This is a genomic window from Microbacterium sp. zg-Y1090 (assembly GCF_030246945.1).
GTDB lineage: Bacteria > Actinomycetota > Actinomycetes > Actinomycetales > Microbacteriaceae > Microbacterium > Microbacterium wangruii.
Map to the genome: position 1 here is coordinate 756,171 of NZ_CP126742.1, position 26,986 is coordinate 783,156.

Below are 26,986 nucleotides of genomic sequence, written 5' to 3' on the forward strand. Positions count from 1 at the left end.
TCCGCGTCTCACCGTCGTTGCCTTCTCTATTTCTCATGTGAGTTCCGGTTCACACGTCTTCGTGGGAGGCGTGCGGCCGCCCCGTGGCCCGCGCGCTGAAGCGCCGCGCGCGGAATCAATCGGCGGGCCGTGTGAGCGGGAACTCACATGACGAACAGGGGAGGGTGCCGGACTGTCGCGAGGCGCTGCGGCGGGCAGCCATCGGCCAGCGGCGGGCCGTGTGAGCGGGAACTCACATGACGAAGAGAGAGGATGCTGAAATTTCGAGAGTCGCCACGCCGGCGACCCCGCAGCCACGCCGCAACCACGCCGCAGCCACGCCGGCGACCCCGCTGTCGACGGCGACCCCGCTGTCGACGGCTCCGTAAGCTGGAGGACGTGCCCGCCGTCCTCAACGTCTCCGCCTATCTCTTCACGCGGCTCGAGGACCCCGCGGCGCTGCGGCCGGTCCTGCGCGAGCGGGCACTCGCCGCAGGGCTGAAGGGCACCATCCTGCTGGCAGAGGAGGGGATCAACCTCTTCCTCGCGGGCGAGGCCGACGGGGTGCGCGGCTTCGTCGACGACCTTCGTGCGGACACGAGACTCGCCGCGCTCACGACCAAGGAGAGCTGGTCGGCGGGTCAGCCCTTCGGCAAGATGCTCGTCAAGGTCAAGCGCGAGATCATCCGCATGGATCGTCCCACCATCCGTCCCGAGGCGGGGCGCGCGCCCGCCGTCGCGCCGGCGACGCTGCGGCGCTGGCTCGATCAGGGGCACGACGACGACGGCCGCGAGGTCGTGCTGCTGGACACCCGCAATGCGTTCGAGGTCGGTTACGGCACGTTCCGCGGTGCCGTGGACTGGGGCATCGAGCGGTTCACGCAGTTTCCGGATGCCGCAGCCTCGCATCGCGACGATCTGGCGGGCAAGACGGTGGTGAGCTTCTGCACCGGTGGCATCCGCTGCGAGAAGGCGGCCATCCACCTGCGCGAGGAGGGCGTCGACGCGTTCCAGCTCGAGGGCGGCATCCTCGGCTACTTCGAGCACGTCGGCGGCGACCACTGGGCGGGGGAGTGCTTCGTCTTCGACGGGCGCGAAGCCCTCTCGCCCGACCTCGCTCCCCGCGGGTAGCGTCGCGGTATGACCGCGCGCATCGTCGTCCTCACGGGCGCGGGAATCTCGGCGGAGTCGGGGCTCGCCACCTTCCGCGCAGCCGATGGGCTGTGGGAGGAGCACCGCATCGAGGACGTCGCGACCCCGGAGGGGTTCGCCCGCAATCCGGCTCTCGTCCACGCCTTCTACGACCAGCGGCGCCGCGCGGCGCGGGCGGCAGAGCCCAACGCGGCCCATCGTGCGCTCGCCGACCTGGAACGCGGCCTCGACGGTGAGGTGCTGATCGTCACGCAGAACGTCGACGACCTGCACGAGCGGGCGGGTTCGCGCAACGTCATCCACATCCACGGACAACTGGACAGCGCCCTGTGCACGACCTGCGGGCAGCGGACGCCATGGGCCGACGACCTCGCCGACGAACCACCGTGCCCCGCGTGCGGACACCGCACCCTGCGGCCCGACGTCGTCTGGTTCGGCGAGCAGGTGCACCACCTCGACGAGATCTACGACGCCGTCGGCCAGTGCGAGGAGTTCTGGGTCATCGGCACGTCGGGAAACGTCTCACCGGCATCCACCCTGCACGCCCTCGCCGGCGTCGTGGGGGCGAAGACGGCGCTGCTGAATCTCGAGACCCACGAGGACACGTCGCTGTTCGACGAGGTCGTGCTCGGCCCGGCGTCCGTCGTCGTGCCGGCGTACGTGCAGCGTCGCCTGTCTGGCGAGCGGCCCGCGTAGAACCGCCCTGACGGGTCATCACGCGCCGACGCTACTGCTCTCGCTCAGCGCGCTGCGGCGAAGGCGCAGGGTGGCGAGCTGGAACGGCTGCAGGTGCAGCGCGATCGTGCCGTCGGACACGGTGCCGAGCACCGTCGCCGCGACCGGGCGCTCGAGCAGGTCGACCTGCTCGACGCCCGCCCACGCGAACCCCGGTCGCAGCGTCGCCCGGCGCTGCGACCCCAGCGCTTCGTACAGCCGCACCACGACATCGCCGGAGCCGTCGTCGGCGAGCTTGACCGCCTCCACGACCACCCCGCGGTCATCGACCGTCAGCGCCGGCTCGATGGGGCGCGCACCGGTCAGCTGCACCGGCGGCAGGTTCAGCCGGAACCCGTCGGCGACGGCATCGGCGACGTCGGCGCCCGGCCGCAGCGACACCGTGAACTCGTGCCTGCCCTGGTCGGCTCCCGGGTCGGGGAACAGCGGGGCCCGCACGAGCGTCACGCGGGCGACCGTGTGCGCACCGCCCGCAGCGCCGTCGCCGCGCCGCACGTCGTGACCGTAGCTGGCGTCGTTGGCGATGCTCACGCCGTAGCCTCCTTCGACCACGCGGATCCAGCGGTGTGCGACGGTCTCGAACTTCGCGGCATCCCACGTCGTGTTGGCGTGCACCGGGCGCGACACGTGACCGAACTGGATCTCGGACTCGGTGCGCTCGGCGCGCAGCTGCAGCGGGAAGGCGAGCTTGAGCATCTTCTGCCGCTCGTGCCAGTCCAGGCGCACGGTGATGTCCAGCGCCCCGCTGGCGGCGTCGACGCGGAACTCCTGCTCCACCCGTGACGCCCCGAAGCGACGGATGACGACGACGCCCGCTCCATCGGCGGTGGTCGACACCGATTCCGCGTCCCGCAGGTCTGTGCCGAGGGCGGCATCCTCCGCGTCGATGTTCCAGGCATCCCAGTCTCGGGGCGTGTCCCGGAACAGCTGCAGCACGCCGGCCGGACGAGACGGGTCTACAAGGTGCCGGTCGGCGACGAGGTCGTGCCCGCCCACCACGGCGCCGCGGGCATCGAGAAGCCAGCGCGCGCGGGGATGCTCCAGCACCCAGCCGTCGTCCGTCGCCCGCACGGATGCCGGAGCCGCCTCGGCTGCGGCGGCGGCACCCAGTGCGGGGGCGTCGCTCAGCACCACCGGCGCGGCGTTGGCCGCGAGCGGGAGAGTCCCCTCCCCGGCCAGCGTCGCAAGCGCCGTGTCGATGATCTCGGCGAGCTCGGCGGCGACCGCGGCGTAGGTCTGCTCGGCTTCCTGGTGCACCCACGCGATCGACGTGCCCGGCAGGATGTCGTGGAACTGCTGCAGCAGCACGGTGCGCCAGAGGCGGCGCAGCCGCTCGGCGGGATAGGCGGCGCCGGTGCGCACGGTGGCGAGAGTCGCCCACAGCTCCGCCGCCCGCAGCAGGTGCTCGCTGCGCCGGTTGCCGCGCTTGGTGCGCGCCTGCGCGCTGTAGCTGCCGCGGTGATACTCCAGATACAGCTCGCCCGACCACACCGGCGGGTCGGGGTACTCGGCCTCGGCCTCGCGGAAGAACGTCTCCGGTGCGGCCATGCGCACGCGCGGCGAGCCCTCGAGGTCGGCGGTGCGGCGGGCCGCGGCGACCATCTCGCGCGTCGGGCCGCCGCCGCCGTCGCCCCAGCCGAACGGCACGAGGGAATGGTCGGTGTGCGCCTTCTCGGCGAACTGCCGCTCCGCGCGGGCGAGGTCCGCGGCCGACAGGTCGGAGTTGTAGGTGTCCACCGGCGGGAAATGGGTGAACACGCGCGTGCCGTCGATGCCCTCCCACAGGAAGGTGTGGTGCGGCATCCGGTTGGTCTCGTTCCACGAGATCTTCTGGGTGAGGAACCAGCGCGACCCCGCCTGCGCGATGATCTGCGGCAGGGCGGCGGAGTACCCGAAGGAGTCGGGGAGCCACACTTCGAGAGGCTCGACGCCGAACTTCTCCAGGAAGAAGCGCTTGCCCTCGATGAACTGCCGGGCCAGCGCCTCGGAACCGGGCATGTTCGTGTCCGATTCCACCCACATCCCGCCCACGGGCACGAAGCGTCCGGCCCGCACCGCCTCGGCGAGCCGTGAGAACAGGGCGGGCTGGTGCTCCTCGAGCCACGCGTACTGCTGCGCCGACGACGCGGCGAAGACGAACTCCTCGTCGCGCTCGATGAGGTCCAGCACGTTCGCGAACGTGCGCGCGACCTTGCGCGCGGTCTCGCGCACCGGCCAGAGCCACGCCGAGTCGATGTGGGCGTGGCCGACGGCGGTGATGCGGTGCGAGGATGCCGCCGCCGGCGAGTCCAGCACGTCGCGCAGCGCGGCGCGCGCCTCGGCGGCGGTGCCGGCGACATCGTCGGGGTCGAGGGCGTCGACGGCGCGGCCCAGGGCCGCGATCACGCGCGCGTGCCGGGTGCGCGCAGGGTCGAGCTCGTCGACGAGTCCCCGCAGCGCGACGACGTCCTGGGTGAGCTCCCACACCTCGCGGTCGTGCAGGCCCAGGTCCAGCCGGGTGAGCCGGTACAGCGGCTCACCGCCGGCGGTGGCGGGATCGCCCAGCGGGGTCGGCTCGAAGGTGAACGTGCCGGCCACGCTCGGGTTTGCGGCGGCCTCGATGTACAGGTCGATCTGGTCGGCCTCGATCGGCACCGCTGCGTTGCGGGGCTCGATCGCCTTCACGATGCTGCCGTCGGGGCGGTAGACCAGCGCTTCGGCCTGGAACCCGGGTGCCGACGCGTCGAAGCCGAGGTCGGCGACGAGCTCGACCAGGGTGCCCGCCTGCTCGCGCCAGCCCGCAGGCACCGTGCCGGTGACGTGGAACCACACCGTGCCCCACGGACGCCCCCAGGCCTGCCCCACCTCGAACGGCCCGTACTCGGCGGCCAGCGCGTCGGCGAAAGGCACCGGCTCGCCGGGCACCTCCCACGCCGTGATCGTCAGCGGTGCAGTCGCCCGGTACAGCGCGCCGGCGAGCCGGTCCCGGCTGAGCCGGTCGATGCGCTGAAGGGCGAGGCGGTCGTTGCGGTGCATGACGGGGAGCTTCCGATCTGAGTGGACGGGGGAGGGTCAGCCCTTGACCGCGCCGGCCAGGGCGAACGAGCCGCCCAGGCCGCGCGTGACGAGCAGGTACAACCCGAGCACGGGGAGGGAGTAGACGAGCGAATAGGCTGCCAGGCGACCGTACGCCACCGTGCCGTACTGACCGAAGAACGCGTAGATCGACACCGCCGCCGGCTGCCAGTCCGGCGAGTACAGCAGCACGAACGGCACGAAGAAGTTGCCCCACGCCTGCAGGAAGACGAAGACGAACACCACGCTGATCGCCGGGCGCATCAGCGGCACGACGATGCGGCGCAGCGCCGTCATGGCGCTCGCGCCGTCGACCCATGCGGCCTCCTCGAGGCTGATGGGCACCGAGTCCATGAAGTTCTTCGTCATCCACAGCGCCATCGGCAGCGAACTCGCGGCGAGGAAGAGGGCGACGGCCCACGGCTGGTTGATGAGGCGCAGCTGCACGAACAGGCTGTAGACCGGCACCATGATCGCCGTGATCGGCAGGCAGCTGGCGAAGAGCACCCCGTAGAGGAAGGGGCCGTTGAAGCGGGAGCGGTAGCGCGACAGCGGGTACGCGGCGAGGATCGCGACGACCACGGTGATCGCCGCGGCGGCGGTGGACAGCAGCAGACTGCTCAGCAACGGCATCAGGGTGAGCTGCGGCGTGAGCACGTCGGCGAAGTTCTGCAGCGTGGGCTCGGCCGGGATCTTCACCTGATACGACGCCTGCGCGTCGAAGGCGGCCAGCACGACCCATGCCAGGGGCAGCAGGAAGACCACGCCGATGACGGCGAGCACGAGGTCGGCCCAGAGCTTGGTCGAGCGCCGGGTGGGCGCGGCGACGCTGGCGACGCGCGCGCTCATGGGCGCTCCCCGCCGCCGCGCAGCGACACGACGTAGCCGATGGAGAAGACCGCGCCCAGCACGAGCATGACGACGGCGATCGCGTTGCCGTAGCCGATGTCCCCGAACTGGAACGCCTCGGTGTAGGCGAGCACGGGGAGGGTGCTGGACAGGCTGCCGGGACCGCCCTTGGTCATCACCCAGATGAGGGTGAACACCGACAGCGTCTGCAGGGTGGTCAGCATGAGGTTGGTGAAGATCGTCGGGCGGATCATCGGCAGGGTGATCAGTCGCAGCCGCTGCCAGGCACCGGCGCCGTCGATCATCGACGACTCGATCACCTCCAGCGGCACGTCGTCCAGCGCCGCGCGGTAGATCATCATCGAGAACGCCGTGCCCCGCCAGGTGTTGGCGACGATGATGGCCACGAGGGGGAAGGCGTAGAGCCAGTTCGGCCCGGCGATGCCGATGCCGGCCAGCAGCGCGTTGAGGGTGCCGTCCGCGGAGAGGAAGGCGTAGCCGATGAACGCCGCGACGATCTCCGGCAGCACCCAGGCGGTCACCACGAGCACGCCGACCGCGCCGGTCACCGCGCGGTTGCCCACACGGAACAGCACCGCCAGCAGCAGTCCCAGCACGTTCTGGCCGATGATCGCCGATCCCACCACGAACGCCACCGTGATACCGATCGACAGCGGGAGGACGGGGTCGGCGAACAGGCGCACGTAGTTGTCGAAGCCGATGAACTGCGGGTTGGCCGCCCGCGCTCCGCTGAGCGCCCGGTCGGTCAGCGACCCGTAGAGGGCCCACACGATCGGACCGGCGAGGAACACCAGGAGCAGCCCCCCGGCCGGCACCAGCGGCAACGCTCTGGCGGGCGTCGCCCCTCTGCTGATGCGGCTCCTGCGCTTGGCGCGCGTTCCTTCCGCCGGTCCGATCGTGGTCGTCGTCATCGCGTCACTGAGCGATGACCTTCTCGTCGCCCACGATGCGACGCACCGCGTCGTCGTAGGCGGCCGCGGCCTCCGCGGCAGTCTGCTGGCCGGTGATGACGGCCTCGGTCGCCTCCTGCACAGCGACGGAGATCTGCGGGTAATCGCTGTTGGCGGGGCGGAAGTGCGTCACCGACACCGCCTCCGACACGTCCCCGACGAACGGGTTCGCCTCGAGGTAGGTCGGGTCCGAAGCCACGTCCGTGCGCACCGCGATCTGTGCGTTGTTGATGGCGTACCAGAGCGAGTTCTCCTGGTTGAGCACCGTCTGCAGGAACTCGACGGCGAGGTCGGGCACATCGGTCTCGGCGGATGTCGCGAGGGTCCAGCCGCCCGACATGCTCACGCCGCCGGGGTCCTGGCCGTCCTGCGTGGGGAACAGCGCCACCTGCATCACGTCGCCGTACTCGGGCCACGGGTAGGCGCCGCCCTCTTCCCAGAACGACGGGGTGTAGGAGCCCTCCACGGTGGCGCCGAGGCCGTCCTGCGGGAACATCTCGCCGAACACCGCCTGCCAGACGTTCGGGTCCAGCGCGCGGTCGGGGGAGACGGCGTAGCCCTCGGAGTAGAGGGTCTCGAGGAAGGTCAGCGCGTCGACGAAGCCCTGCGACTCGACGATCCACTTGCCCTCGGCGTCGTCGTAGAGCCCGGTGCCGTCACCCGTGCCGTAGAGCAGCTCGTAGAAGCCCTGCATCACGGTGCCCTCGCCCGTGCCCGTGCCGGCGTACATGTTGAACGGCACGACGTCGGGCTGGCTGGCCTTGATCTTCGCCGCCGCGTCGAGGATGTCGTCCCACGTCTCCGGCTGCCAGGGGACCTCGATGCCGGCGGCATCCATCACGTTCGTGTTGTACCAGATGACGCGGGTGTCGGTGCCCAGGGGCAGCGCGTAGATGCTGCCGTCCTCGCCCTGGCCGGCGGTCTTGGCCGCCTCGTCGAACATGCCCCAGTCGTCCCAATCGGCGAGGTACTCGTCGAGGTTGAGCAGGTAGCCGGCCTCGACGTCGCTGCGCACGTTGAAGGTGTCCTCGTAGAAGACGTCGGGAGCGGTGTCGGGGGAACCCAGCGACAGCTGCAGGCGCGTCTTGTACTCGTCGTCGGTGGCGGTGATCGGCTGCAGGTCGATCGTGACGCCCTCGTTCTCGGCCTCGAACTGCTCCTTGGCCTGGGTGAGCAGGGTGTCGAGGGCGGTGAACGAATCGGTCTTGGAGTAGACGACCGTGACGGTGTTCTCGTCGCTCTCGGCCCCGCCGGCGGAGCACCCGCCGAGCGTGACGGTCAGAGCGAGAACGCCGACGGTGGCGATGACGGTGGATGTGGCCCTCATGGTGCTGCTCCTTTGCTTCACCCGGATACGGGCACCGGACGGGGCGGGTTCACACCTGACCGGGAGATTAAGTCAATCGGATGGACTTAAAGGCTGTCCAGCATCGTCGGTATCAATTCAGCAACAATGACGTCGGCCTCGGCGTGAGCGCCTCATCAAGGACGAGACACGCCGCGCCGATCGCGCCCACGTCGTCGCCGAGCGCCGTGCCGGACACGCGCACGTCATGCAGGCCCCGGGCGACGCGCAGCTCGTCGAGCGCCGCGGGGATGCCGGTGGCGTACCAGGGCGCCAGTCGCCGCCACGCCGGCCCGCCGAGCACGACGCGATCGACGTCGAGCAGGTTGCACACCACCGACAGTGCGCGGGCCACGTGATCGGCGGCCCGCCGCAGCAGCGCGTCGGCGGCGGCGTCGGTGGCGGCGCGGGCGACCAGTTCGGTCAGCGCGAGGTCGATCGTGAACGGATCGGCTGCGGTGCGCCCGGCGGGAAGGATGCCGAGCGACTCCGCTTCGGCGACCAGGGCCGCCGGCGTGCAGCTGACCGCGACGCAGCCGCGCAGCCCGCACGCGCACGGCACGCCGTCCGGATCGGCGACGATGTGGCCGATCTCGCCGGCGTTGCCCGACCCGCCGCGCACGATGTCGTCGGAGACCATCAGACCGACGCCCAGACCGGTGCCGAGGTACAGGAAGGCAAAGCTGCGGGCGGTGGCGGCGGACACCCACCGCTCGCCGACCGCGGCGGCGGTGACGTCCTTGTCGAGCACGACGGGGAAGCCGGTCGCCGCGGCCACGGCATCGCGCAGGGGCACGCGGTGCCAGCCGCCGAGGTTGGGCGGATCGACGACCACGCCCCGCTCGGCGTCGATCGGACCGGGCGCGGCGATGCCCACTCCCACGATGCGGGAGCGATCGACCCCGGAGTCGGCGATCAGGCGCTCGAGCTCGGCGGTGATCAGCCGCTCGGTGCGCTCGGGGTCGTTCGCGTCGGGGGTGGGGCGGTGGCGCGCGGCGACAACCTCCCCATCGATGCCGAGCAGCACGAAGCTGATGATCGACGGATCCAGATGCACTCCGACGGCGAAGCGGCTCCCCGGTGCGAGACGCAGCGTCGTGCGGGGCTTCCCGGGGCCGGGGGTGACCGAGGTCCGCCCGGCTTCTGCGACGATGCCGGCATCCAGGAGGCGCTGCGTGATGTTCGACACCGTCTGAGCGGACAGGCCGGTGAGGGCGGCGAGCTCCACCCGGCTGAGACCGCCGGAGCGGCGGATCTGGTCGAGGATCACCGACTGGTTGAACCCGCCCACGCTCGGCTGATTGGCGCCGCGAGGAGTCATGTGCGCACCTGCTTCGTCGGGGTCGTCCCTCGAGCGTAGTGCCCGGTGAGCGACGGCTTGGTATCCTGGTGACGGTGCGTCCGGGCTCTCCGACGCACGACACGGTGCATCTACCTGCTGGAAAGGCAAGGCGGCACATCTCCCTCCGCCGTCGAACCGAGGTCTTCACCATGTCCGTTTCCGTCGCTCCCGACGATCGCCCCGTCATCGCCCACACCGGGCCGTGGTACTTCCCGATCGCCTTCCTCGCACGTTTGCCGTTCGCCATGATGGTCGTCGGTGTGCTGACGCTCGTCGTCTCGGTCACGGGGTCGGTGGCCCTCGGCGGGCTCACCTCCGCCGCGGTCGGCATCGGCACCGTCCTCGCCGGCCCCATCGTCGGTGACCTCGTCGACCGGCACGGCCAGCGGCGCGTGCTGGTGCCGCTCGGCCTGGCCAACAGCGCGCTGTTGGCATCCTTTCCGTTCGTTGTGTCGGCGCTGCCGCCGACCTGGCTGCTGCTGCTGGCGGCGCTGCTCATCGGGACGTCCGCGCCGCAGGCGGCGGCGATGTCGCGCAGCAGGCTGATGGCGATCATTCGCGAGCGCCTGGCCGCCCCCCGCCGCGCGCGCGCGTTCTCGCGCACGATGGCCTACGAGTCGGCCGCCGACGAGACCGCGTTCGTGATCGGCCCGGTGGTCGTCGGAGTTCTCGCGTCCTTCATCGCCCCCTGGGCGCCCATCGCGGGGGCCGCGGCGCTGAGCTTCGTCTTCGTGACCGCGTTCGCGCTGCATCCCACCGCCCGTGCCGGCGTCGGTCCCGATGACGGTCCCGCCGAGATCGCGCCCGCTCGCGCGCTGCTGCGCCTGCCGGTCGTCGTGCTCGTGGCCGCCACGTTCGCCGTCGGCGCCTTCTTCGGCGCCACCCTGACCTCGCTGACGTCGTTCATGGCGGAGCAGGGTGACGTCGACTCCGCGGCGCTGCTCTACGGCGTCATGGGCATCGGCTCGGCGGTGCTTGCTCTCGCGGTCGCCGCGCTGCCGCCCCGGTTCGCGCTGCGGTGGCGCTGGATGCTGTTCGCGGGCGTGCTCGTGGCGGCCACCGCGGCCTTCACGCTGAGCACGACGGTCAGCGCGGTCACCGTGGCGCTCGTGATCATGGGCCTGGGCGTCGGACCGACGTTGGTGACGCTGTTCAGCCTCGCGGGGGCGCGGGCTCCGCTCGGACGCACCGCGACGATCATGACGGTGCTCGGATCGTCGGTCGCGCTCGCGCAGTCGCTCGCCTCGGCCGTGACGGGGGCGATCGCCGAGGAGTTCGGCGCCGCCGCGGCGATGGTCCTGCCGCTCGTGGCGGCGGCCCTCGTGCTGGTGCTGGCCGTGGCGAACCTCGCGGTCGAGCGCGGGATGCGCCGCACGGCGGTGCCTGAGCGGCATCCGCTCACGCCGTCGCTCGCGCCCACGCCCGACCTCGGCTGAGCGGGGCGCGTCCCGCTGGTCGGCTCGGCCCGCACGGTCCCCCCCGCCGCCCGAGCCCCGGTCAGGCGGCCGGAGCGGGGAAGGGGCGCTCCCTCAGCAGGGTCGCGAGGTGCGCCGCATGACGGGCGAGGGTCTCGGTGGTCGTCGCCACCGTCTCCGGCGTCTCATCGAGGTCTTTGTAGTCGGTGGTGTGCATGGCCTCGCCGTTCCAGTAGACGCCGCCCTGCGACGGGATCGTGAAGCCGACGTCGTTCAGCCCCTGGAAGGCGTCGGCGATGACGGCGTGCGCTCCGTCCTCGTTGCCGACGACGGCCACGACCGCCACCTTTCCCGCCAGGAGCGGCCGGCCCTCGTCGTCGGTCTCCGAGATCTCGGCATCCAGCCGCTCGATCACCCGCTGGGCGACGCTGGACATGTGCCCGACCCAGGTGGGCGTGGCGAAGACGACGATGTCGGATGCCAGCACGCGCTCGCGGATCGCCGGCCATGCGTCGCCGTCGCCCATGTCGGCCTCGACGCCGGGCTTGACGTCGTGGTCGACGACGCGGACGTTCTCGCCCTGCACGCCGTGGCGGGCGAGGGCGTCGAGCACCTGCTGGGCCAGCAGGTCGGTGCTGGATTCGGCGGGGGAGGGCTTGAGGGTGCAGTTGAGCACGAGGGCGCGGAGCATGGGGGGTCCTTTCGTTCGTCCGTTCCACGCTAGGAACCCGCCCCGCCCCCGTCCCAGGGGTTGACAGCACTCACTCGTCGGCGCGAGGGCTCACTCGCGCCAGGCGATGCCCGCGGCGGCGATGCGGCGAGCCGCCTCCTCCGCCGGGACGTGCTCTCCCACGGTCGACCCCCGCTGGAGCGCCACGGGGGAGTGCACGATGGTGTCGGGATACACCTGCACCAGGTTGTACCCCTGCGCGGCATCCTGCCCCCGCGTCGACCCGACCGCCGTCGTGAGGTCCTGCCCGTACGCGCTCGACGATGCGACGGCCACCGGGATGCCGGCGAAGGTCCCGAACGACGGGTGGTGCACGTGCCCCGAGAGGATCGCGCGCACATCCGATCCGCGCAGCACGTCCGCCAGCGCGGCCTGCCCCCTCAGCTCGACGGTCACGGCGAGATCGAGCACCGTCGGCAGCGGCGGATGGTGCATGACGAGCAGGCTCCCCTCCGGCGCCGGCCGCGACAGCTCGTCGCGCAGCCACGCCTCCTGCACCGGGCCGATCTCGCCCCAGTGCTCCCCGGGAACCGTCGAATCGAGCACCAGCACACGCAGCCCGCCGAACCAGCGGACGAAGCACACCGGGGATGCCGGGTCTGCGGCGTCGTCCAGCGGCAGCTCCGCCCGCATCGCGGCGCGGTCGTCGTGGTTGCCCGGCGCCCACACCACGGCGGCGCCGAGGCGCTCGGCCACGGGCTCGACGAGGGCACGCAGCCGCCGGTACGCCGACCGGTCACCGCGATCCACCAGGTCGCCTGCGAGCAGCAGCGCGTCGGGTCGCAGGCCGCTCTCCTCGAGGCCGGCGAGGATCGCGGCGAGGTGGCCGTCGGCGTCGGCGGCGCCGTACAGCGGGGATGGCTCGCCGGGCAGGTGGCTGTCGGCCAGGTGCACGAACACGGCCGACGGCCGGGGGTGCTCGGTGCGGATCATCGGTGTTTCCTCCGGGGGGAGTCTCGGGCAGTCTCGCGGCGCGTCAGGCGGGTGTCGCCGCGGTCGTGCCGGGGACGAGGGGACCGGCGTACGAGCGGCGGATCACGCCGTCTCCGTCGGCGTCGAGCAGGTGGGTCATGGCCTCGATCGTGCCGCGCGCGATGTCCTCGACCGGGATGCGCACCGTGGTCAGCCCGAGCAGGTCCGCTCCGGGGAGGATGCCGTCGCACCCCGTGACGCTGAGGTCGCCGGGGACGTCGATGCCTGCGGCGCGCGCGGCGCGGAGCACGGCGAGCTGACGGTAGTCCGACGGGCACAGCACGGCGGTGATGCGGCGGGCGGATGCCAGCGCGAGCGCCGTATCGACGCCCTCGGTCGGACGCGCCCCCACGGGCACCACTGTCACCTCGACGCCGGCGGATTCCAGGTGCTCCCGCATCGCGCGGGCACGCACGTGCTCGGGGAACGAGGCTGCAGGGTCGGTGTCGAGCACGGCGACGCGGCGGTGTCCGAGCGCCTGGACGTGCGCGGCGAGCAGCGTGCCGTGCGCCTGTTCGTCGTAGGCGATGGAGTGCAGGCGCTCGCCGGTGGCGTCGCGGCCGGCCCGGATGATCGGCACCTGGTCGGCGAAGGGCTCGAGCTGGGCATTCGTCACGCCGCCAGTGGCGACGATGAGGCCCGCGACCCGCATTCCGAGCAGCCGGTGCAGCGCGGTGACCTGCTGGGTGCCCCCGCGGTCGGCGCCGATCGTGATGGTGACCAGGTCGAGGTCGCGCCGATCCGCTTCGTCCTGCAGCCGTGAGAAGAGCAGGCCGTAGGCCGGGTTGCTCGCGTCGCGGAGCATGAGGCCGACCGTGCCGGTGCGGCCGGCGGCGAGCTCGGCGGCCATCGTGTTGGGGACGTATCCCAGCCGCTCGCTGATCTCGAGGATGCGCGCGCGGGTCTCGGCGGCGAAGCGCCCCTCGCCCTTCAACGCCCGGGTGGCGGTGGCCCGCGACACTCCCGCCGCCGCGGCGACGTCGCTGACGGTCACGCGCAGCGGCGCGCGGTCGGGCATGTCGCTCATCGGGCGGTTCCCCTGCCGGTCCGCGGCGCACGCCGGCGCCGCGGCGATCCGGCGCGGGATCCGCGACCGTACACGAAGTACATAACCAGTCCCATGATGATCATGAGCAGCACGGTGTAGACGAAGGTGATCGGCATCGCGTCGAGGTTGTTCTCGCCGCGGGTGCTCTCCTGGATCGCCACGCCGAGCGGCTTGTAGAGCGGGTGGTAGAGGAAGATCGCCGCGTCGTAGTCGTCGAGCAGGCTGTTGAAGTTGAGTGCGGTGATGGCGGCGGCCGTGGGCAGCACGAGCGGGATGATGACCCGGCGGAACGCCGTCAGCGACTTGGCGCCGAGGATGCGTGAGGCGTCCTCGAGCGAATCGGGCACGGACGCGAACGCCGCCTTCAGCAGGCGCAGGGTGAACGGGATCTTGATGACGATGTACGCCACCAGCAGCAGCGCCGGCGTGCCGGTGAGCACGGCGTTGCCCACCCAGGCGTTCGGCTTGTCGAAGGTCATGACCAGCCCGAGCGCGATGAGCACCGTGGGCAGGATCCACGGGATGTGCAGCACGTACTCGATGAGCGACGTGAGCGGGTTGCGGTAGCGCTGCAGCACGCGGGCGACGAAGAGGAGCCCCACCACCACGATGATCGCCGCGACGGCGCTGTAGACCACGCTGACGATGAACGGCCGGATCGCGCCCGGGGTGGTGAACACCGTGATGTAGTTCTGCAGCGTGAAGCTGTCGAGCGTGATGCTGCCGGCGAGGATGCTGCGGGCATCCACGAAGGAGAACAGCACGATCAGCACGACCGGGATGAGGTAGATCAGCCACACGAGGTAGGCCAGCACGTGCACGGCGGCGTTGGCGACGGGGTTCGGGATCGGCTGCTTCTGGATCGGCGTGGCGACCTTGGCGACCGAGAAGTACACGCCGGACTTCTCGGCGCGGTTCATGATCGCCAGCAGCACGATCGTCGCCAGTCCCAGCACGATCGCCAGAAGTGCGGCGATGTCCCGGGTGACGGGGCTGCGCGACAGGTCGACGATGAGGGGCGCGACGGTCTGGAAGTCCGGGCCGCCCAGCACGAGGGGAGCGGTCAGCGCACCCAGGCCGATGAGGAAGGTCAGCACCGTCACCGCGAACAGCATCGGCCGCATCACCGGCAGCACGATGCGCCGCAGGATCGTCCATGTCGACGCGCCCATCAGCTTCGCGGCCTCGATCGAGGCGAAGTCGATCTTGGCGAGCGACGACGACAGGAACAGCATGTGGTTCGTCGTGGTGGCGAAGGTCATCACGAACACGACGGCGAAGTAGCCCGAGAACCAGTCGCGGTCCAGATCCGGCCAGATGTTCAGCGCCAGGTTCGTCACGAACCCGAACCGGCCGTAGATGAAGTTGTAGCCGGCGGCCAGCACGATGCCGCCGTAGATGAGGGTGGTCGCATAGCCGAGCCACAGCAGCCGCGAGCCGCGGATGCGGAAGTACTGGGTCACCAGCACGATGAAGACGCCGACGATGTTCACCGTGATCGACAGGGTCACCGCCAGCAGGAAGCTGTTGCCGAGGGTGCGCATCGCGCGCTCGCTGCCGACTAGCTTCTCCACCGCGCGCACGCTGAACTGCCCGTCCGGGAAGAACGTCGTGCCCAGCAGGGTCAGGTTCGGCAGCACCAGGAACGCGGCGGCGAACCACAGCACCCCGACACCGGTGACCCACACCATGGGCGAGCGCAGCATGGCGCGGGCCTGGCCGGCCCCGCGGCGCCGGCGGCGAGCGCCGGTCGCCGGCACGGGCGCGGCCGCTGCGGGCAGTTCGTCGGCCTCCGGGGGCGGGGGAGCGGACAGCGCCATCTCAACCCTCCGGGTACTGGAGGACCCACCGCGGGTCGATCCCCAGCGTCACCGGCGTTCCCGGCTCCCACCGCTTCGCAGCGGCGGAGCCGGCCACGCTCACACGCAGCGTCGCGTCGTCCACCGCGATGGTGTAGACGCTGTGGCTGCCGTGATACGTGCGCCCTCCGACGATCCCGTCGACGGTGAGAACGCCGTCGGTGGCCCCCCACACCGGTGGCCCCACCGTGACGGCGACCTTCTCGGGGCGCACGTAGCTTTCCGCGTTCTCGTCGAGAACGGGCAGATCGGATGCCGCGCCGCTCGCCGCGGCGCTCTCGCGCAGCCGCGCCAGCACGGCGGGCGTGAGGCGGTTGCTCTCGCCGATGAACCGGCAGACGAACGACGTCGCGCTGCGGTCGTAGATCTCCTCGGGAGTGCCGACCTGCTGGAGGGCCCCCGCATCGAGCACCGCGATGCGGTCGCTGAGGGTCAGCGCCTCCTCCTGGTCGTGGGTGACGTACACCGTCGTCACGCCCACCTCGTGCTGCAGCTGCTTGAGCTGCTCGCGCAGCTGCACGCGCAGCTTGGCATCGAGGTTGGACAGCGGTTCGTCCAGCAGCAGGATCTTGGGGGCCAGCACCAGTGCGCGCGCGATCGCCACACGCTGCTGCTGGCCGCCGGAGAGCTCCGCGACGTTCTTGTCGAGCTGTGCCGCGGCCAGGCCGGTGCGCTCGGCGATCTCGTCGACGAGGCGCCGCTGCTCGGCCTTCGAGGTCTTTCGCACCGCCAGACCGAAGGCGATGTTCTCGCGCACGTTCATGCTCGGGAACAGGGCGTAGTTCTGGAACACCATGCCCACGCCGCGCTTCTCGCTCGCGACGTTCGTGACGTCTCGGTCGCCGATGAGGATGCGGCCCGAGGAGGGCTGGATAAAACCGGCCAGCGAGCGCAGCGCGGTGGTCTTGCCGCACCCCGAGGGGCCCAGGAGGGTGAAGAACTCACCCTCCTGGATCTCGAGGTTCAGCCCGCGCACGGCGCGGTGGTCGCCGAAGGTGACGTCGACGTCGTCGAAGCGGATCACTGCCTGTGCCTGTCGCCTTCTCAGCCGATGTACTCGAGCGTGACCTTCTCGACCCAGTCGCCGAGGTGCTCGCTGACGAAGCCGAAGTCGATGTCCTGGCGCGGGATCTCCGCCAGCTGTGCCACCACGTCGGGGTTCGCCTGCTCGACCGCACCCTCGTTCACGGGCATCGCGTTGAACTCGGCGGCGAAGGCGCCCTGCACCTCGGCGCTGCCGAACCAGTCGATGAACTCCTGCGCGCGCTGCTCGTTGGCGGAGCCGTTGATGACGGCGATCTGCTCGGTGACGTACGGCACGCCGTACTCGGGGACGACCAGGCCGGTGCTGGTGCCGTACTCCTCGTCGCGGGCGGCGATGCCGCTGGAGGGCAGCACGCCGAAGTCGACCTCGTCGCGGGTGATGCGCGCGTACAGGTCGGTGCCTTCGACCACCGGAGATCCGTTGCCGTAGTAAGACTCCACGATCTCCCAGCCCTCGTCGCTGACACCGAGGTCGCCGTCCTCGTCGAGGTGGCGGCTGAGGATGCCGGCGAGCACGAGCTGCGGGGTCGCCTGGCCGAGCGCCGGGTTGACCTCGTACCGGCCCTGGTAGGCCTCGTCGGTCGCGAGCTCCTCGATGTCGGCGGGCGCGTCCGAGACGCTGTTCTCGTCGTACACCGTGACGATCGCCTGCTGGACGAGCGGCCAGTACGCGCCGTCGGCGGGGTCACCGGCGTCGGCGGGAACCTCGCCGCTCCAGCTGGGCTCGTAGGCGGCGATGGCCTCCTCGGCCTTCAGCTGCTCGAAGAACATGTTGTTCAGGCCGAACACGACGTCTCCGACCGGGTTGTTCTTCTCGGCGATGATGCGGTTGGTGAGGTCGGCGCCGCCGAGCCCCACGATCTCGATGTCGAAGCCCGCCTCCTCCGCCTGTGCCTGCAGCCACTCGCCGCGGCCGTCGGAGTTGGAGTTCGTGTAGACGATGAGGGTCGCGTCGGACGCCCCGGCGCCGGCATCGCCGGTGTCGGACTCGGTGTCGCCGCCCGCGCAGCCGGTGAGCAGCAACGCGGTCGCCGCCGTCGCTCCCAGGATCGCCAGGCTCTTCTTCCGTGCTGCGAACATGCTGTGCCTCTCGCTCGTCGTTGAGGTGGGACCCCCACGGGGACGATACTCCACCTTTTTGTAATATTCCAACAACGTGCGACCCTATCCGTGGGTGCGGTCGCGCGTTCGCACCCACCGTAGGTCGTGGACATGAACGCGCGGGGTGCCAGAGGTGAATTGTCGCGACGCCGGAGAATGCGAGATCGGCCCGGACATGTCAACCCCGGCTCGCGGACGGTCACGCCGGAGGAGGCTGGTGACGTGCACCGGCATGTCCTCCCAGGGCCCGGTGGCACACAGTGAGGATCCCGTGGCCACCGACCTGCTGCTGATCTCCGACACCCACGTGCCCGGGCGCGCCCGTCGGCTCCCCGAAGAGGTGCTGCGGGCCGCGGATGCCGCGGACCTCGTGATCCACGCGGGGGACTGGGTCACGGCATCCGTGCTCGACGAGCTGCAGCAGCATGCACCCGTGCGGGGCGTCTGGGGCAACAACGACGGCCCGGATCTGCGCAGGAGGCTCCCCGAGGTCGCGCGCGCCGACATCGACGGCGTGCGCCTGGCCGTCGTGCACGAGACCGGTGCGGCGCGCGGGCGGGAGGCGCGGATGGATGCCGCGTTCCCCGACACCGACGTGCTGGTGTTCGGTCACAGCCATATCCCGTGGGACACCGTGACGCCGGGCGGGATGCGCCTGCTCAACCCCGGCTCACCCACCGACCGGCGCCGGCAGCCGCACCGCACGATGATGACGGTGCGCGTCGACGGCGGCGCGCTCCACGAGCTGCGCCTGATCGCGCTCTGAGCGGACACGCCTCGCCCGCGTGCCACGCCGCGCGCGGAATGGCAACCCCGGCGCGGCGGCCGGCGCCCGTTGCCAGACTGATTCCTCCGATTCCGACCAGGAGGCGTGAATGAAAGCGATGACCTACCGCGGGCCGTACAAGGTGCGCGTGGAAGAGAAGCCGGACCCCACCATCCAGCACCCGAACGACGCGATCGTGCGCGTCGAGCTGGCCGCGATCTGCGGCTCGGACCTGCACCTGTACCACGGCATGCTGCCCGACACCCGGGTCGGCCACACCTTCGGGCACGAGTTCATCGGCCGCGTCGAGCAGGTCGGGCCGTCGGTGCAGAACCTCAAGGTCGGCGACCGTGTGATGGTCCCCTTCAACATCTTCTGCGGCAGCTGCTTCTTCTGCGCGCGCGGGCTTTTCTCCAACTGCCACAACGTCAACGCCAACGCCACCGCCGTCGGGGGCATCTACGGCTACTCCCACACCGCCGGCGGGTACGACGGCGGGCAGGCTGAGCTCGTGCGCGTGCCGTTCGCCGACGTCGGCCCTGCCGTGATCCCCGATGGCGTGAACCCCGAAGACGCACTGCTGCTGACCGATGCCTTCTCGACCGGCTACTTCGGCGCCCAGCTGGCGGACATCGTCGAGGGCGACACCGCGGTGGTCTTCGGCGCCGGCCCCATCGGACTGGCCGCCGCCCGCTCGTGCTGGCTGATGGGGGCAGGCCGCGTCATCGTGGTCGACTACCTCGACTACCGGCTGCGCAAGGCGGAGGAGTTCGCCTTCGCCGAGACGATCAACTTCGGCCAGGTCAACGACATCGTGCTCGAGCTCAAGAAGCAGACCGGCGGGCTCGGGGCGGACGTCGTGATCGACGCCGTCGGCGCCGAAGCCGACGGCCATGTCCTGCAGCACGTGACCTCGGCCAAGCTGAAGCTCCAGGGCGGCTCGCCGGTCGCTCTCAACTGGGCGATCGATTCGGTGCGCAAGGCCGGCACGATCTCGGTGATGGGCGCCTATGGCCCCCTGTTCAGCGCCGTGAAGTTCGGCGACGCCATGAACAAGGGCGTGACGATGCGCATGAACCAGGCGCCGGTCAAGCGCCAGTGGCCACGCCTGCTCGAGCACATCGCCGCCGGCCACATCACGCCGAGCGAGATGATCACCCACCGCATCCCGCTGGAGCACATCGCCGAGGGATACCACATCTTCTCGTCGAAGCTCGACGACATCATCAAGCCCGTCATCACGGTGGCCTGAGCGCCGTTTCGAAGGAGACCGACATGCCGTACACCGCCGACAAGCCCGGTTCCACGCCCGACCCCGACGTGCTGCGCGCGCGCATCCCCGGGTGGGGATCCGATCTCGACCCCGCCGACCGTCCCGCGTTCCCGCGGGAGCAGCCCGACATCGTCACCGGCGCCCACTGGGAGCTGCCCGAGCAGCAGCCCGGCGGCGCGGGGCGCGAGCGCTCCATCGAGCACGAGCGGCTGACGCCCGTGTTCGGCACCGCACAGCCGCTGCACGGCGCCTCCGGCGCCATCCGCCGGTTCGCCTACGACCGCTTCAGCGAGGGCCAGACCGCCCACTGGCTGCTGCTGGTGCTCGGCGACCGCGTGGACGCCGTCACCGCCCATGCCGCATCGCTGTTCAGCACGCGCCCCGACGACCCGATCACCGAGTCCGGCGTCGCCGGCGAGGTCGCCCATCGACCCATCGCGTCGCGGTTCGGGCGGGGACGCATCGACCTCAAGCACGCCTGGCTCGACCCGATCCTCGTGGTCGGTCCGTGGGTGCTGGCCTCGGTGCTGGCCGTCAAGCTCGTTCGGGCAGTCTTCCTGCCCGCTGCGAAGCGCGGGAAGAAGTGACCCCCGCCGCGCGATACCACTGGGCGCAGAAGATCACGATCACGACGGCCTCGACCCACGCGCCTGCGTAGTACATCAGCTGCGCACCCGCCCGCACGTCCGCCACGGCGAGACCTGCGGGCGGGTTCGCGTAGAGGAACTTGGCGAGGATGCCGTGCGAGGCGATCGTCGCGACCAGCACCGCAGCGGTGAGCACGCGGCCGGGCGGATGGGGGCGGGGATCGGGCCCGATGACGGATGCGTAGAAGAGGGCCCCTGCGGCGACGAGGTGGGCGTGCACCAGCACATGGACCAGCGGCTGGTCGCGCATCGCGTCGAAGATCGGGGTGAGGTAGAGCACCCACAACCCGCCCGCGCTCAGCGCGGCGGCGACCACGGGGTGCGCGAGCACCCGGGCGGGGGCGCTGCGCAGCAGCCGCGACAGCCGCCGCGCCGGCGTGACGTCGAGGGTGCGCAGCGCGAGGGTCACCGGGGCTGCCAACACCAGCAGCAGTGGCGCGACCATGCCGCCCACCAGGTGCGCCCACATGTGCGCGACGAATCGGTCGTGCGCCGCGGCGGCGAGGGGACCCGCCGCCCCGGCCGCTCCGGCGGCCACCCCGCGCACCACAGGGCCGTGCGCCACACCGGCCATGGGCGGCCCCGTCGCTGCGAGAGCACCACGCCGGCGAGGTAGCAGGCGACCGCCGTGACGGCGATCGCCACCACCACGGCATCCAGGCCGAGCCCCACGCCGCCGTGGGCGTGCGCGGCATCCGTCATGGCCGGCATCGGCTCACCGGGGCGCGCGCTCGACCTGCACGGCCGCACCGGCGCGGGTGAGCCAGACGAGCACGCCCCCGGCGAGGATCATCGCCATCGCGGTGAGGTTCCACGCGAGGTCGTAGACGAAGACGTCCGAAACGTAGCGGATCTGGTGGATGCCGAACACCTTGTGCTGCACCGTGCCGTCGTAGAGCTGGAAAGCGCCCGCTCCCAGCAGCACGCCGCCCGCCCACCGGCGCCAGTTCAGCGCGTCGTGACGGCGCAAGTCGGCGAGGAGGAAGAGCCCGGCGATCGTGGCGAACCAGCTGATGGCGTGGAAGACGCCGTCGGAGACGAGCCCGATCGCCGGGGTCGACAGGTCGTAGAAGTGGTGCCAGTGCAGCAGCTGATGGAACACGGCCTCATCGATGAACGCGATGAGGCCGACGCCGAACAGCACGCCGGACCAGAGGTTCTGCGCGGGCCGTGCCGCTCGCACCGCCGCCGCCGTCATCCTCCGGAGGGGTTGTCCACCGGCTTGTCGTCGTCGTCGGTGGTGTCGGGGATCGTGGTCTCGTCGGGGGAGCCTCCCGAAGCGGTGTCGGCTTCGAGGTCGCCGTCGGGGGTTCCCTGGGTGTTGTGCGCGTCGCTCATGATCGTCTCCGGTCGTCGTGGATAGTAGGCGGCCAGTAAACCACCGAGGGCACGAGGGCGGGGCGGGCATTGCGCCGGGCGCCGGGATGTGTCAGGGGCGCCGCGCGTCGGGGCGATCGAGGGGAACGCGGGCGACCACGGCACCGGCGACCGCGGCACCCAGGCCGCCGACGGCCATATCCCCGATCGTGTCCTGGTAGGTCACGAAGATCTCGTCGGTGATGAACGCGTAGCCGACCCACTCGATCATCTCCCACACCGCGCTGGCGGCCAGGCCCAGCGCGGGAACCAGCACGAGGGGCGTGCGTGCGAGCGATCCGGCGGCGCTCGGGTCGGCGACGACGCGGGCGCGGACCAGGATCAGGTAGGCCAGTGCGGCGAGCACCGCGGTGCACGCGAAATGCAGGATGAGATCCCAGTTGTCGACCGTGCGGTACAGGTCGATGACGTTGCTCCAGGCCGCCACGAGCACGGTGAACGACGAGATGATGTCGAACGATGCCCTGGCACCGATGACGCGCGGCACCATCAGGGCCGGAAGAGCAAGGGCGAGGATGCCGGCGTCGGTCGCGGTGCTCCAGATCGACACGGCGATCACGCTCAGCACGCCGATCACCCGCAGGGCATCGGCCAGCAGCTCCAGGGGGCCGGACGGCCGTCGCAGGAAGTTCTCTTTCATGTGGCGCCCTCCGATCGCGGCATCCGCACCACCGCCTGCACCGGCAGGTGGTCCGACGGCCAGCCGCCGTCGATCCGCTGCGGGTTGATCGCCGCCCGCCGCACCTCCACGTCGGGGGTGACGGCGATCCAGTCGATGCGACCGCGCCCGGACCGCGGCGCGCGGTACCCACCGTACGTGCCCCACTCCGGAGTGAGGCGCTGCGTGGCGGCGCGCCAGCCGTCCACGAGGTCGTCGGCCGCCAGCAGCGCGGCGACGGCGGCCGAATCCGGGCCGGCGTTGAGATCGCCCATGACGACGGCGGGCAGCGCGAGCCCACCCACCTGCCGGCGGATCTCCTCGGCACCGCGCAGACGCGCCTGCGCGGAGAAGACGTCGAGGTGGGTGTTGAACGCCGCGAAGACCGCGCCGGTCGAGAGGTCGCGCAGCGTCGCGCGCACGAGCACGCGCGGGATGACGTTTCCCCACGACGTGGATCCGGGCCGGTCGGGCTCATCCGACAGCGCGGTCTGGCGCCAGTCGACCAGCTGCAGCCGTTCGGTGTCGAAGAACAGGGGGCATGCCTCACCGCGCGGCCCCGGTTGCCGGCCGTGTCCGACGCGCCGGTAGCCCGGGCCCAGCGCGGCGCCGATCGCCTGGGCCTGGTCGGGGAGGGCCTCCTGCACCCCGAGCAGTGTGGGGCGCTCGCCCTGCAGCAGGGCCGCCACCCGGTCGCGGCGCCGGCGCCAGTCGTCGGCGGGCCGGGCCAGAAGGCGCGGCATCCGACGTCGCACGTTGAAGGTCATCACGTGCAGGTCGGGTGCCTCCGTGGCGCCGATGAGCGGCGCCGTCACAGGGTGCGCACCTCGGGGCGGACAGCGCCCGGTCGGTCGAGAAGGCGGTGGTAGAGGATCTTCTGCCAGCGCACCGGGGGGAAATCCGCCGGCCAGTGCACCAGCACCGAACGGAAGCCGCGCCGCACGCGGCGACCGAAGCCGGAGCCGGCGCGGAAGGGCCGCATCGACACACCCATGCGGGCGTCGCGGAGGTACCGGATGCGATGGCGTTCGCCGAGGTGGAAGGCGAGATCGAAGTCGTCGTGCACCTCGGGATCGTCGCGGTGCACCCGGTCGCGCACGGCGCGCCACGCGGAGGCGCGCATCGCGAGGTTGGAGCCGAAGAGCGGCAGGTGGCCGAGGGCGGGCACCGCGACGGCGAGGTAGGCGCTGAGGTAGAGCACCGCCAGCGGGGCGCGCAGGGCGCGCGGGCCGTCGACGAAGCGTGCGCCACCGGTGTACGCGGCCACGTCGGGCCGTGCGGCGAGGGCGCCGGACATCGCTTCCACCCAGTGGTGACCGGGGCGGGAATCGGCGTCGAGGCGCAGGATGAGATCGCCCGTCGCGGCGTCGTAACCGGTCGCGGCGGTGGGAGGGATGCCGGGGACGTCGCAGCGCACTACGCGGGCGCCGGCTGCGCGGGCCACCGCCGCGGAGTCGTCGGTCGAGGCATTGTCGACCACGACGATCTCGTCGGGCAGGCGCGTCTGCAGCGACAGCGCCCGCAGGCACCCCCGCAGCTGCTCGGCGTCGTCCTTCACCGGGATCACCACCGACACGGTCGGGGTCGTCGGGGTGGCGGCGGTCACATCATCTCCTCGGCGCGGTGGGCTCCACGCTACCGAGGTCCCCGGCCGACCCCGGCGGGTTGACGCGGTGCGCCCGCTGGGTTATCGACCGGCACGATCGGCGCAGGGGCCCTGCCGTGCCGGCATCCGCCGCGTTATCGTGGCCGGCGTGCACCGCATCTTCACCATGAGCGTCGCGTCGGTCTACCCGCTGTATCTGAACAAACTCGAGCGCAAGGGGCGCACGCGCGACGAGCTCGACCAGGTGATCACCTGGCTGACAGGCTTCGACGACGCCGAGCTGCGGCGGCAGCTGCAGAGCGGGGCCACGTTCTCGGACTTCTTCGCGGACGCCCGGCTCCATCCGCAGGCGGCGGCCATCACCGGAACGGTCTGCGGTGTGCGGGTGGAGGAGATCGAGGATCCCCTGATGCAGAGGATCCGCTACCTCGACAAGCTCGTCGACGAGCTGGCTCAGGGCCGGCCCCTGGCGCGGGTGCTGCGCGAGGGCTGACCGCGGGCGGATGCCGCGGGCGCGCGAAACGGCGAACCGGCCGCGCCCGCCCACGAGGGCGCGACGCGGCCGGCGAGGGGGAGGGGTCAGGACCGGGAGGTGCTGCCATCGGTGGTGTCGTCGCGGTCGCTGTCCGGAGCGGTGCGGTCGGACTTGCGGTCGCCGCCGGAGTCGCGGTCGCTGCCGGAGTCGCGGTCGCGCTCGCGGTCGGACTGGCGGTCGCTGTCGGACGGGCGGTCGCTGTCGGAGCGGCTATCGGTGTCGGCGTCGCCCTCCTCGGGGGTCGTGCCCTCGTCCTGTGTGCCGTCGTTCGGCTGGGCGCCGTCCTCCTGCGGGCCGTGGTGGCCGTGCCGCGGCATGTCGCCGAAGTCGCGGTCACTCCGGTCGCCCCACGGTGCGCGGGGGCCGTCCTGCTCGGTTCCGTCCTCCTGCCAGATGTCGGGGCCGCCGTCCGGCCAGATCTCCGCGTTCTGGGAATTGCCGGCGCGGGCGGGCTCGACCGCGTCGGACACGGCCCAGCCGGCGCCGAAACCCACACCCAGCAGCGCGATGCCGGCGACGGTCGCGCCCGCCGCCTTCACCCAGGTGCGCTGGAGGAACGGCGTCTGGGGCTCCGCGGCGGCGGGTGCGGCATGCGGGGCGGCCGGTGCGGGCGGGGCGGTCGTCGGCTCCTGCGCAGCCGGGGCCGGTGCGGGGGTGGGGATGGTGTCCTTCTCGTTGTCGGGGGTGATGTTCTCAGGCATGACCTCACTGTCGCGCGCGCGTTCCAAGACCAGTCCAAGAGTCGCCCGGTTGCGGCAACTCCATAGGTTTCTGATCCCCCGGTCTCAGGTGCGCCGGTGAAGGCGCCCGGCGGTGGGGAGTTCCAGCACGAAGACGCTGCCCCGCGGGGACGTGCTCTCCAGCCGCACCTCCCCGCCGAAGCGCACGGCGATGTCGCGCACGAGCGCGAGGCCCAGACCGAACCCGCGCGAGCGACCCTCGCCCGGCGCCGGCGCCGGCGCCGTCGACCGCGCGAACCGGTCGAAGAGGCGGTCGGGGTCCACGCCGGTGACCCCGCTGCCCTCGTCGGCCACGGCGATCCGCACGCGTCGCCCGTCCGCGGCGGCGCGCACCGTGACGGTGCCGCCCGCCGGCGAGTGCCGCACCGCATTGTCGAGCAGGGCGATGAGAGCGCGGCTCAGGGCGGCCCGCGTCGCCGTGACCGCCGGTGCGTCCCGCGCGTCGACGACGATGCGGATGCCGCGCTCCGCGGCCCTCGGGCCGATGACGGCCGTGGCATCGGCGGCGGCCTCGGCGACCGTCGTCACCGCCGTGCGGTCGTCGCGCCCCACCCCGGCCGTCTCTGCGGTGATCAGCAGATCGGTGAGGGCGGTGTCCATCGCGTCGGCATCCCGGCGCAGCTCGGCCAGTGCCCCCGAGACATCCCCGCCCTGCGCGGCACGGTGCTGGGCGAGCTGGATGCGGCTGCTGAGAGTGGTCAGCGGGGTGCGCAGCTCGTGGCCGGCGTCGGCGACGAAGGTGCGCTGCACCCGCAGCGCCTCGGCGAGGGGTGCCGCCGCACGCCGGGCGGCGTACCCAGCGAGAACGGCCAGCGCGAGCGCGCCGAGGATGCCGAGGACGACGGTGACGGGAACGATGAGGTCCAGCTCGATCACCCGAGAGCGCCGCCCGCCGCCCGGGGGCGGAGGGCGCCGATCGGGCCGCGACGCCGTGATCATCACCGCGACGGTCGCGGTCGTGACGATCGCGACGACCGCAGCGGCGGCGACACCCACCCACACCCCCGCGCGCACGGCGGCGCGGTTCACCCGGCGCTGGTCGGCAGCCGCCGCCGCGTCGGCGCGGCCGCTCATCGCGGCATCCCCGCCCGGTAGCCGCGCGCCCGGACGGTCTCGATGATCTCGGGGGTGGACTTGCGCCGCACGTAGTGCACGTACGTGTCGACCGTCGTCGCCGACCCGCCCGGAAAGACGGCGGCGATGATCTCGTCGCGGGTGAACACGTGCTCCGGGCTCGAGGTGAGCAGCTCCAGCAGATCGGACTCCGCCGCGGTGAGCGCGATGCGGGCGCCCCCCGGCGCGTACAGCGCCTGCGAGGCCGGGGTGAACACCCAGTCCCCGAGCTCCCGGCGGTCGCCCGGGCCGCGACCGCGCCGCAGCGCCCGCAGCCGGGCGCGCAGCTCCGCGAAGTCGAAGGGCTTCACCAGGTAGTCGTCGGCGCCGGCATCCAGCCCGCTCACCCGGTCGTCGACCGTCCCCAGCGCGGTGAGCATGAGCACGGGCGTGGCGATGCGCGCGGTGCGGATCGCCTCCAGCATCTGCACGCCCGACCGGCCGGGGAGACGCCGGTCGATGACCATCACCTCGTACCGGTTGCCCAGCGCCAGCCTCAGCCCCTCCTCGCCGGTGGTGGCGTGGTCGATGTCGTACTCGTCCGAGAGCACCTCGATCACCATCGCCGCGGTCTCGGTCTCGTCTTCGACGTACAGCAGACGGGGATGCGGCGTGCGCGGGACCCGGGTGTCGGGCGGGGGCGGCGGCCGGTCGGGCATGGGGTCAGGCTAGGAG

27 protein-coding genes are annotated in these 26,986 nt (G+C 71.7%); 7 read left to right on the top strand and 20 right to left on the bottom strand.

What is annotated here, in order from left to right; all coding sequences use genetic code 11:
• The first annotated feature begins 378 nt into the window (after positions 1-378).
• Together QNO26_RS03505 and QNO26_RS03510 are read left to right on the top strand one after the other, a co-directional pair.
• Positions 379-1,110: a sulfurtransferase gene (locus QNO26_RS03505; protein WP_257525996.1), complete on the top strand. Its 732-nt coding sequence runs from the start codon at positions 379-381 to the stop codon at positions 1,108-1,110.
• A gap of 9 nt (positions 1,111-1,119) precedes the next feature.
• Positions 1,120-1,827: an NAD-dependent deacylase gene (locus QNO26_RS03510; RefSeq protein ID WP_257525994.1), complete on the top strand. Its 708-nt coding sequence runs from the start codon at positions 1,120-1,122 to the stop codon at positions 1,825-1,827.
• Positions 1,828-1,845: 18 nt separating this feature from the next.
• On the opposite strand, the gene QNO26_RS03515 is transcribed toward QNO26_RS03510, so the two are convergent.
• The 5 genes from QNO26_RS03515 to QNO26_RS03535 all read right to left on the bottom strand — a co-directional run bounded on the left by QNO26_RS03515 (position 1,846) and on the right by QNO26_RS03535 (position 9,406).
• The gene (locus QNO26_RS03515) at positions 1,846-4,881 is read right to left on the bottom strand and encodes an alpha-mannosidase (RefSeq protein WP_285181736.1); all 3,036 of its coding nucleotides are present in this window, start codon (positions 4,879-4,881) and stop codon (positions 1,846-1,848) included.
• Between the two features lie 36 nt (positions 4,882-4,917).
• Positions 4,918-5,769 carry a carbohydrate ABC transporter permease gene (locus QNO26_RS03520; protein ID WP_257525984.1) on the bottom strand — a complete coding sequence of 284 codons (852 nt, stop codon included), beginning with the start codon at positions 5,767-5,769 and terminating at the stop codon, positions 4,918-4,920.
• Positions 5,766-6,701, bottom strand: a complete 936-nt coding sequence (locus QNO26_RS03525) for a carbohydrate ABC transporter permease (protein ID WP_257525983.1) — start codon at positions 6,699-6,701, stop codon at positions 5,766-5,768. Before QNO26_RS03525 ends, QNO26_RS03520 begins: the two co-directional genes overlap by 4 nt.
• 4 nt (positions 6,702-6,705) lie before the next feature.
• A complete protein-coding gene (locus QNO26_RS03530) occupies positions 6,706-8,067 on the bottom strand; it encodes an extracellular solute-binding protein (protein WP_257525982.1) in 1,362 nt (453 codons plus the stop codon).
• Between the two features lie 112 nt (positions 8,068-8,179).
• The gene (locus QNO26_RS03535; protein ID WP_257525981.1) at positions 8,180-9,406 is read right to left on the bottom strand and encodes an ROK family transcriptional regulator; all 1,227 of its coding nucleotides are present in this window, start codon (positions 9,404-9,406) and stop codon (positions 8,180-8,182) included.
• A 170-nt stretch (positions 9,407-9,576) separates the two neighbouring features.
• Here QNO26_RS03535 and QNO26_RS03540 point away from each other — a divergent pair, with 170 nt between their 5' ends.
• A complete protein-coding gene (locus QNO26_RS03540) occupies positions 9,577-10,863 on the top strand; it encodes an MFS transporter (RefSeq protein WP_257525980.1) in 1,287 nt (428 codons plus the stop codon).
• A 61-nt stretch (positions 10,864-10,924) separates the two neighbouring features.
• On the opposite strand, the gene QNO26_RS03545 is transcribed toward QNO26_RS03540, so the two are convergent.
• From QNO26_RS03545 to QNO26_RS03570, 6 genes are all read right to left on the bottom strand, one after another.
• Positions 10,925-11,533 carry a flavodoxin family protein gene (locus tag QNO26_RS03545; RefSeq protein ID WP_257525978.1) on the bottom strand — a complete coding sequence of 203 codons (609 nt, stop codon included), beginning with the start codon at positions 11,531-11,533 and terminating at the stop codon, positions 10,925-10,927.
• Between the two features lie 90 nt (positions 11,534-11,623).
• A complete protein-coding gene (locus tag QNO26_RS03550) occupies positions 11,624-12,505 on the bottom strand; it encodes a metallophosphoesterase (protein WP_257525977.1) in 882 nt (293 codons plus the stop codon).
• A 43-nt stretch (positions 12,506-12,548) separates the two neighbouring features.
• A complete protein-coding gene (locus QNO26_RS03555; protein ID WP_257525976.1) occupies positions 12,549-13,571 on the bottom strand; it encodes a LacI family DNA-binding transcriptional regulator in 1,023 nt (340 codons plus the stop codon).
• Positions 13,568-15,412 (bottom strand): ABC transporter permease, encoded by a 1,845-nt coding sequence (locus tag QNO26_RS03560; RefSeq protein ID WP_306816499.1) that lies wholly within the window; start codon positions 15,410-15,412, stop codon positions 13,568-13,570. Before QNO26_RS03560 ends, QNO26_RS03555 begins: the two co-directional genes overlap by 4 nt.
• 1 nt (position 15,413) lies before the next feature.
• Positions 15,414-16,475 (bottom strand): ABC transporter ATP-binding protein, encoded by a 1,062-nt coding sequence (locus tag QNO26_RS03565; protein WP_257525975.1) that lies wholly within the window; start codon positions 16,473-16,475, stop codon positions 15,414-15,416.
• 20 nt (positions 16,476-16,495) lie between these two features.
• Positions 16,496-17,575, bottom strand: coding sequence for an extracellular solute-binding protein (locus QNO26_RS03570; protein ID WP_257525974.1), 1,080 nt, complete (start codon positions 17,573-17,575; stop codon positions 16,496-16,498).
• Positions 17,576-17,867: 292 nt separating this feature from the next.
• Between QNO26_RS03570 and QNO26_RS03575 the strand changes: the two genes are divergently transcribed.
• The 3 genes from QNO26_RS03575 to QNO26_RS03585 all read left to right on the top strand — a co-directional run bounded on the left by QNO26_RS03575 (position 17,868) and on the right by QNO26_RS03585 (position 20,222).
• Positions 17,868-18,362 carry a metallophosphoesterase family protein gene (locus QNO26_RS03575; protein WP_257525973.1) on the top strand — a complete coding sequence of 165 codons (495 nt, stop codon included), beginning with the start codon at positions 17,868-17,870 and terminating at the stop codon, positions 18,360-18,362.
• 109 nt (positions 18,363-18,471) lie between these two features.
• Positions 18,472-19,614 (top strand): zinc-dependent alcohol dehydrogenase, encoded by a 1,143-nt coding sequence (locus QNO26_RS03580; protein WP_257525972.1) that lies wholly within the window; start codon positions 18,472-18,474, stop codon positions 19,612-19,614.
• Positions 19,615-19,637: 23 nt separating this feature from the next.
• Positions 19,638-20,222, top strand: a complete 585-nt coding sequence (locus QNO26_RS03585) for a hypothetical protein (RefSeq protein ID WP_257525971.1) — start codon at positions 19,638-19,640, stop codon at positions 20,220-20,222.
• Here the strand turns inward: QNO26_RS03585 and QNO26_RS03590 are convergent.
• The 6 genes from QNO26_RS03590 to QNO26_RS03615 form a co-directional block, all read right to left on the bottom strand.
• Complete coding sequence (locus QNO26_RS03590) at positions 20,170-20,856, bottom strand: cytochrome c oxidase assembly protein (protein WP_257525970.1); 687 nt, start codon at positions 20,854-20,856, stop codon at positions 20,170-20,172. The two genes, QNO26_RS03585 and QNO26_RS03590, sit on opposite strands and share 53 nt — an antisense overlap.
• 141 nt (positions 20,857-20,997) lie before the next feature.
• Positions 20,998-21,480 (bottom strand): DUF2243 domain-containing protein, encoded by a 483-nt coding sequence (locus tag QNO26_RS03595; protein WP_257525969.1) that lies wholly within the window; start codon positions 21,478-21,480, stop codon positions 20,998-21,000.
• Positions 21,477-21,620, bottom strand: a complete 144-nt coding sequence (locus QNO26_RS03600; protein ID WP_257525968.1) for a hypothetical protein — start codon at positions 21,618-21,620, stop codon at positions 21,477-21,479. The genes QNO26_RS03595 and QNO26_RS03600 overlap by 4 nt, the downstream gene beginning before the upstream one ends.
• A gap of 91 nt (positions 21,621-21,711) precedes the next feature.
• Positions 21,712-22,299: a DUF2238 domain-containing protein gene (locus QNO26_RS03605; RefSeq protein ID WP_257525967.1), complete on the bottom strand. Its 588-nt coding sequence runs from the start codon at positions 22,297-22,299 to the stop codon at positions 21,712-21,714.
• Entirely contained in the window at positions 22,296-23,132 is an 837-nt protein-coding gene (locus QNO26_RS03610) for an endonuclease/exonuclease/phosphatase family protein (protein WP_257525966.1), read from the bottom strand. The genes QNO26_RS03605 and QNO26_RS03610 overlap by 4 nt, the downstream gene beginning before the upstream one ends.
• Positions 23,129-23,923 (bottom strand): glycosyltransferase family A protein, encoded by a 795-nt coding sequence (locus QNO26_RS03615; RefSeq protein WP_257525965.1) that lies wholly within the window; start codon positions 23,921-23,923, stop codon positions 23,129-23,131. The genes QNO26_RS03610 and QNO26_RS03615 overlap by 4 nt, the downstream gene beginning before the upstream one ends.
• A gap of 148 nt (positions 23,924-24,071) precedes the next feature.
• On the opposite strand from QNO26_RS03615, the gene QNO26_RS03620 reads away from it, so the two are divergent.
• On the top strand, positions 24,072-24,416 hold the full coding sequence (locus QNO26_RS03620; RefSeq protein WP_257525964.1) for a DUF2200 domain-containing protein: 345 nt from the start codon (positions 24,072-24,074) through the stop codon (positions 24,414-24,416).
• 86 nt (positions 24,417-24,502) lie between these two features.
• Here the strand turns inward: QNO26_RS03620 and QNO26_RS03625 are convergent, their stop codons facing one another.
• The 3 genes from QNO26_RS03625 to QNO26_RS03635 form a co-directional block, all read right to left on the bottom strand.
• Complete coding sequence (locus tag QNO26_RS03625; RefSeq protein ID WP_257525963.1) at positions 24,503-25,159, bottom strand: hypothetical protein; 657 nt, start codon at positions 25,157-25,159, stop codon at positions 24,503-24,505.
• A gap of 84 nt (positions 25,160-25,243) precedes the next feature.
• Positions 25,244-26,272 (bottom strand): sensor histidine kinase, encoded by a 1,029-nt coding sequence (locus QNO26_RS03630; protein ID WP_257525962.1) that lies wholly within the window; start codon positions 26,270-26,272, stop codon positions 25,244-25,246.
• On the bottom strand, positions 26,269-26,970 hold the full coding sequence (locus QNO26_RS03635) for a response regulator transcription factor (protein ID WP_257525961.1): 702 nt from the start codon (positions 26,968-26,970) through the stop codon (positions 26,269-26,271). Before QNO26_RS03635 ends, QNO26_RS03630 begins: the two co-directional genes overlap by 4 nt.
• Positions 26,971-26,986 lie beyond the last annotated feature (16 nt).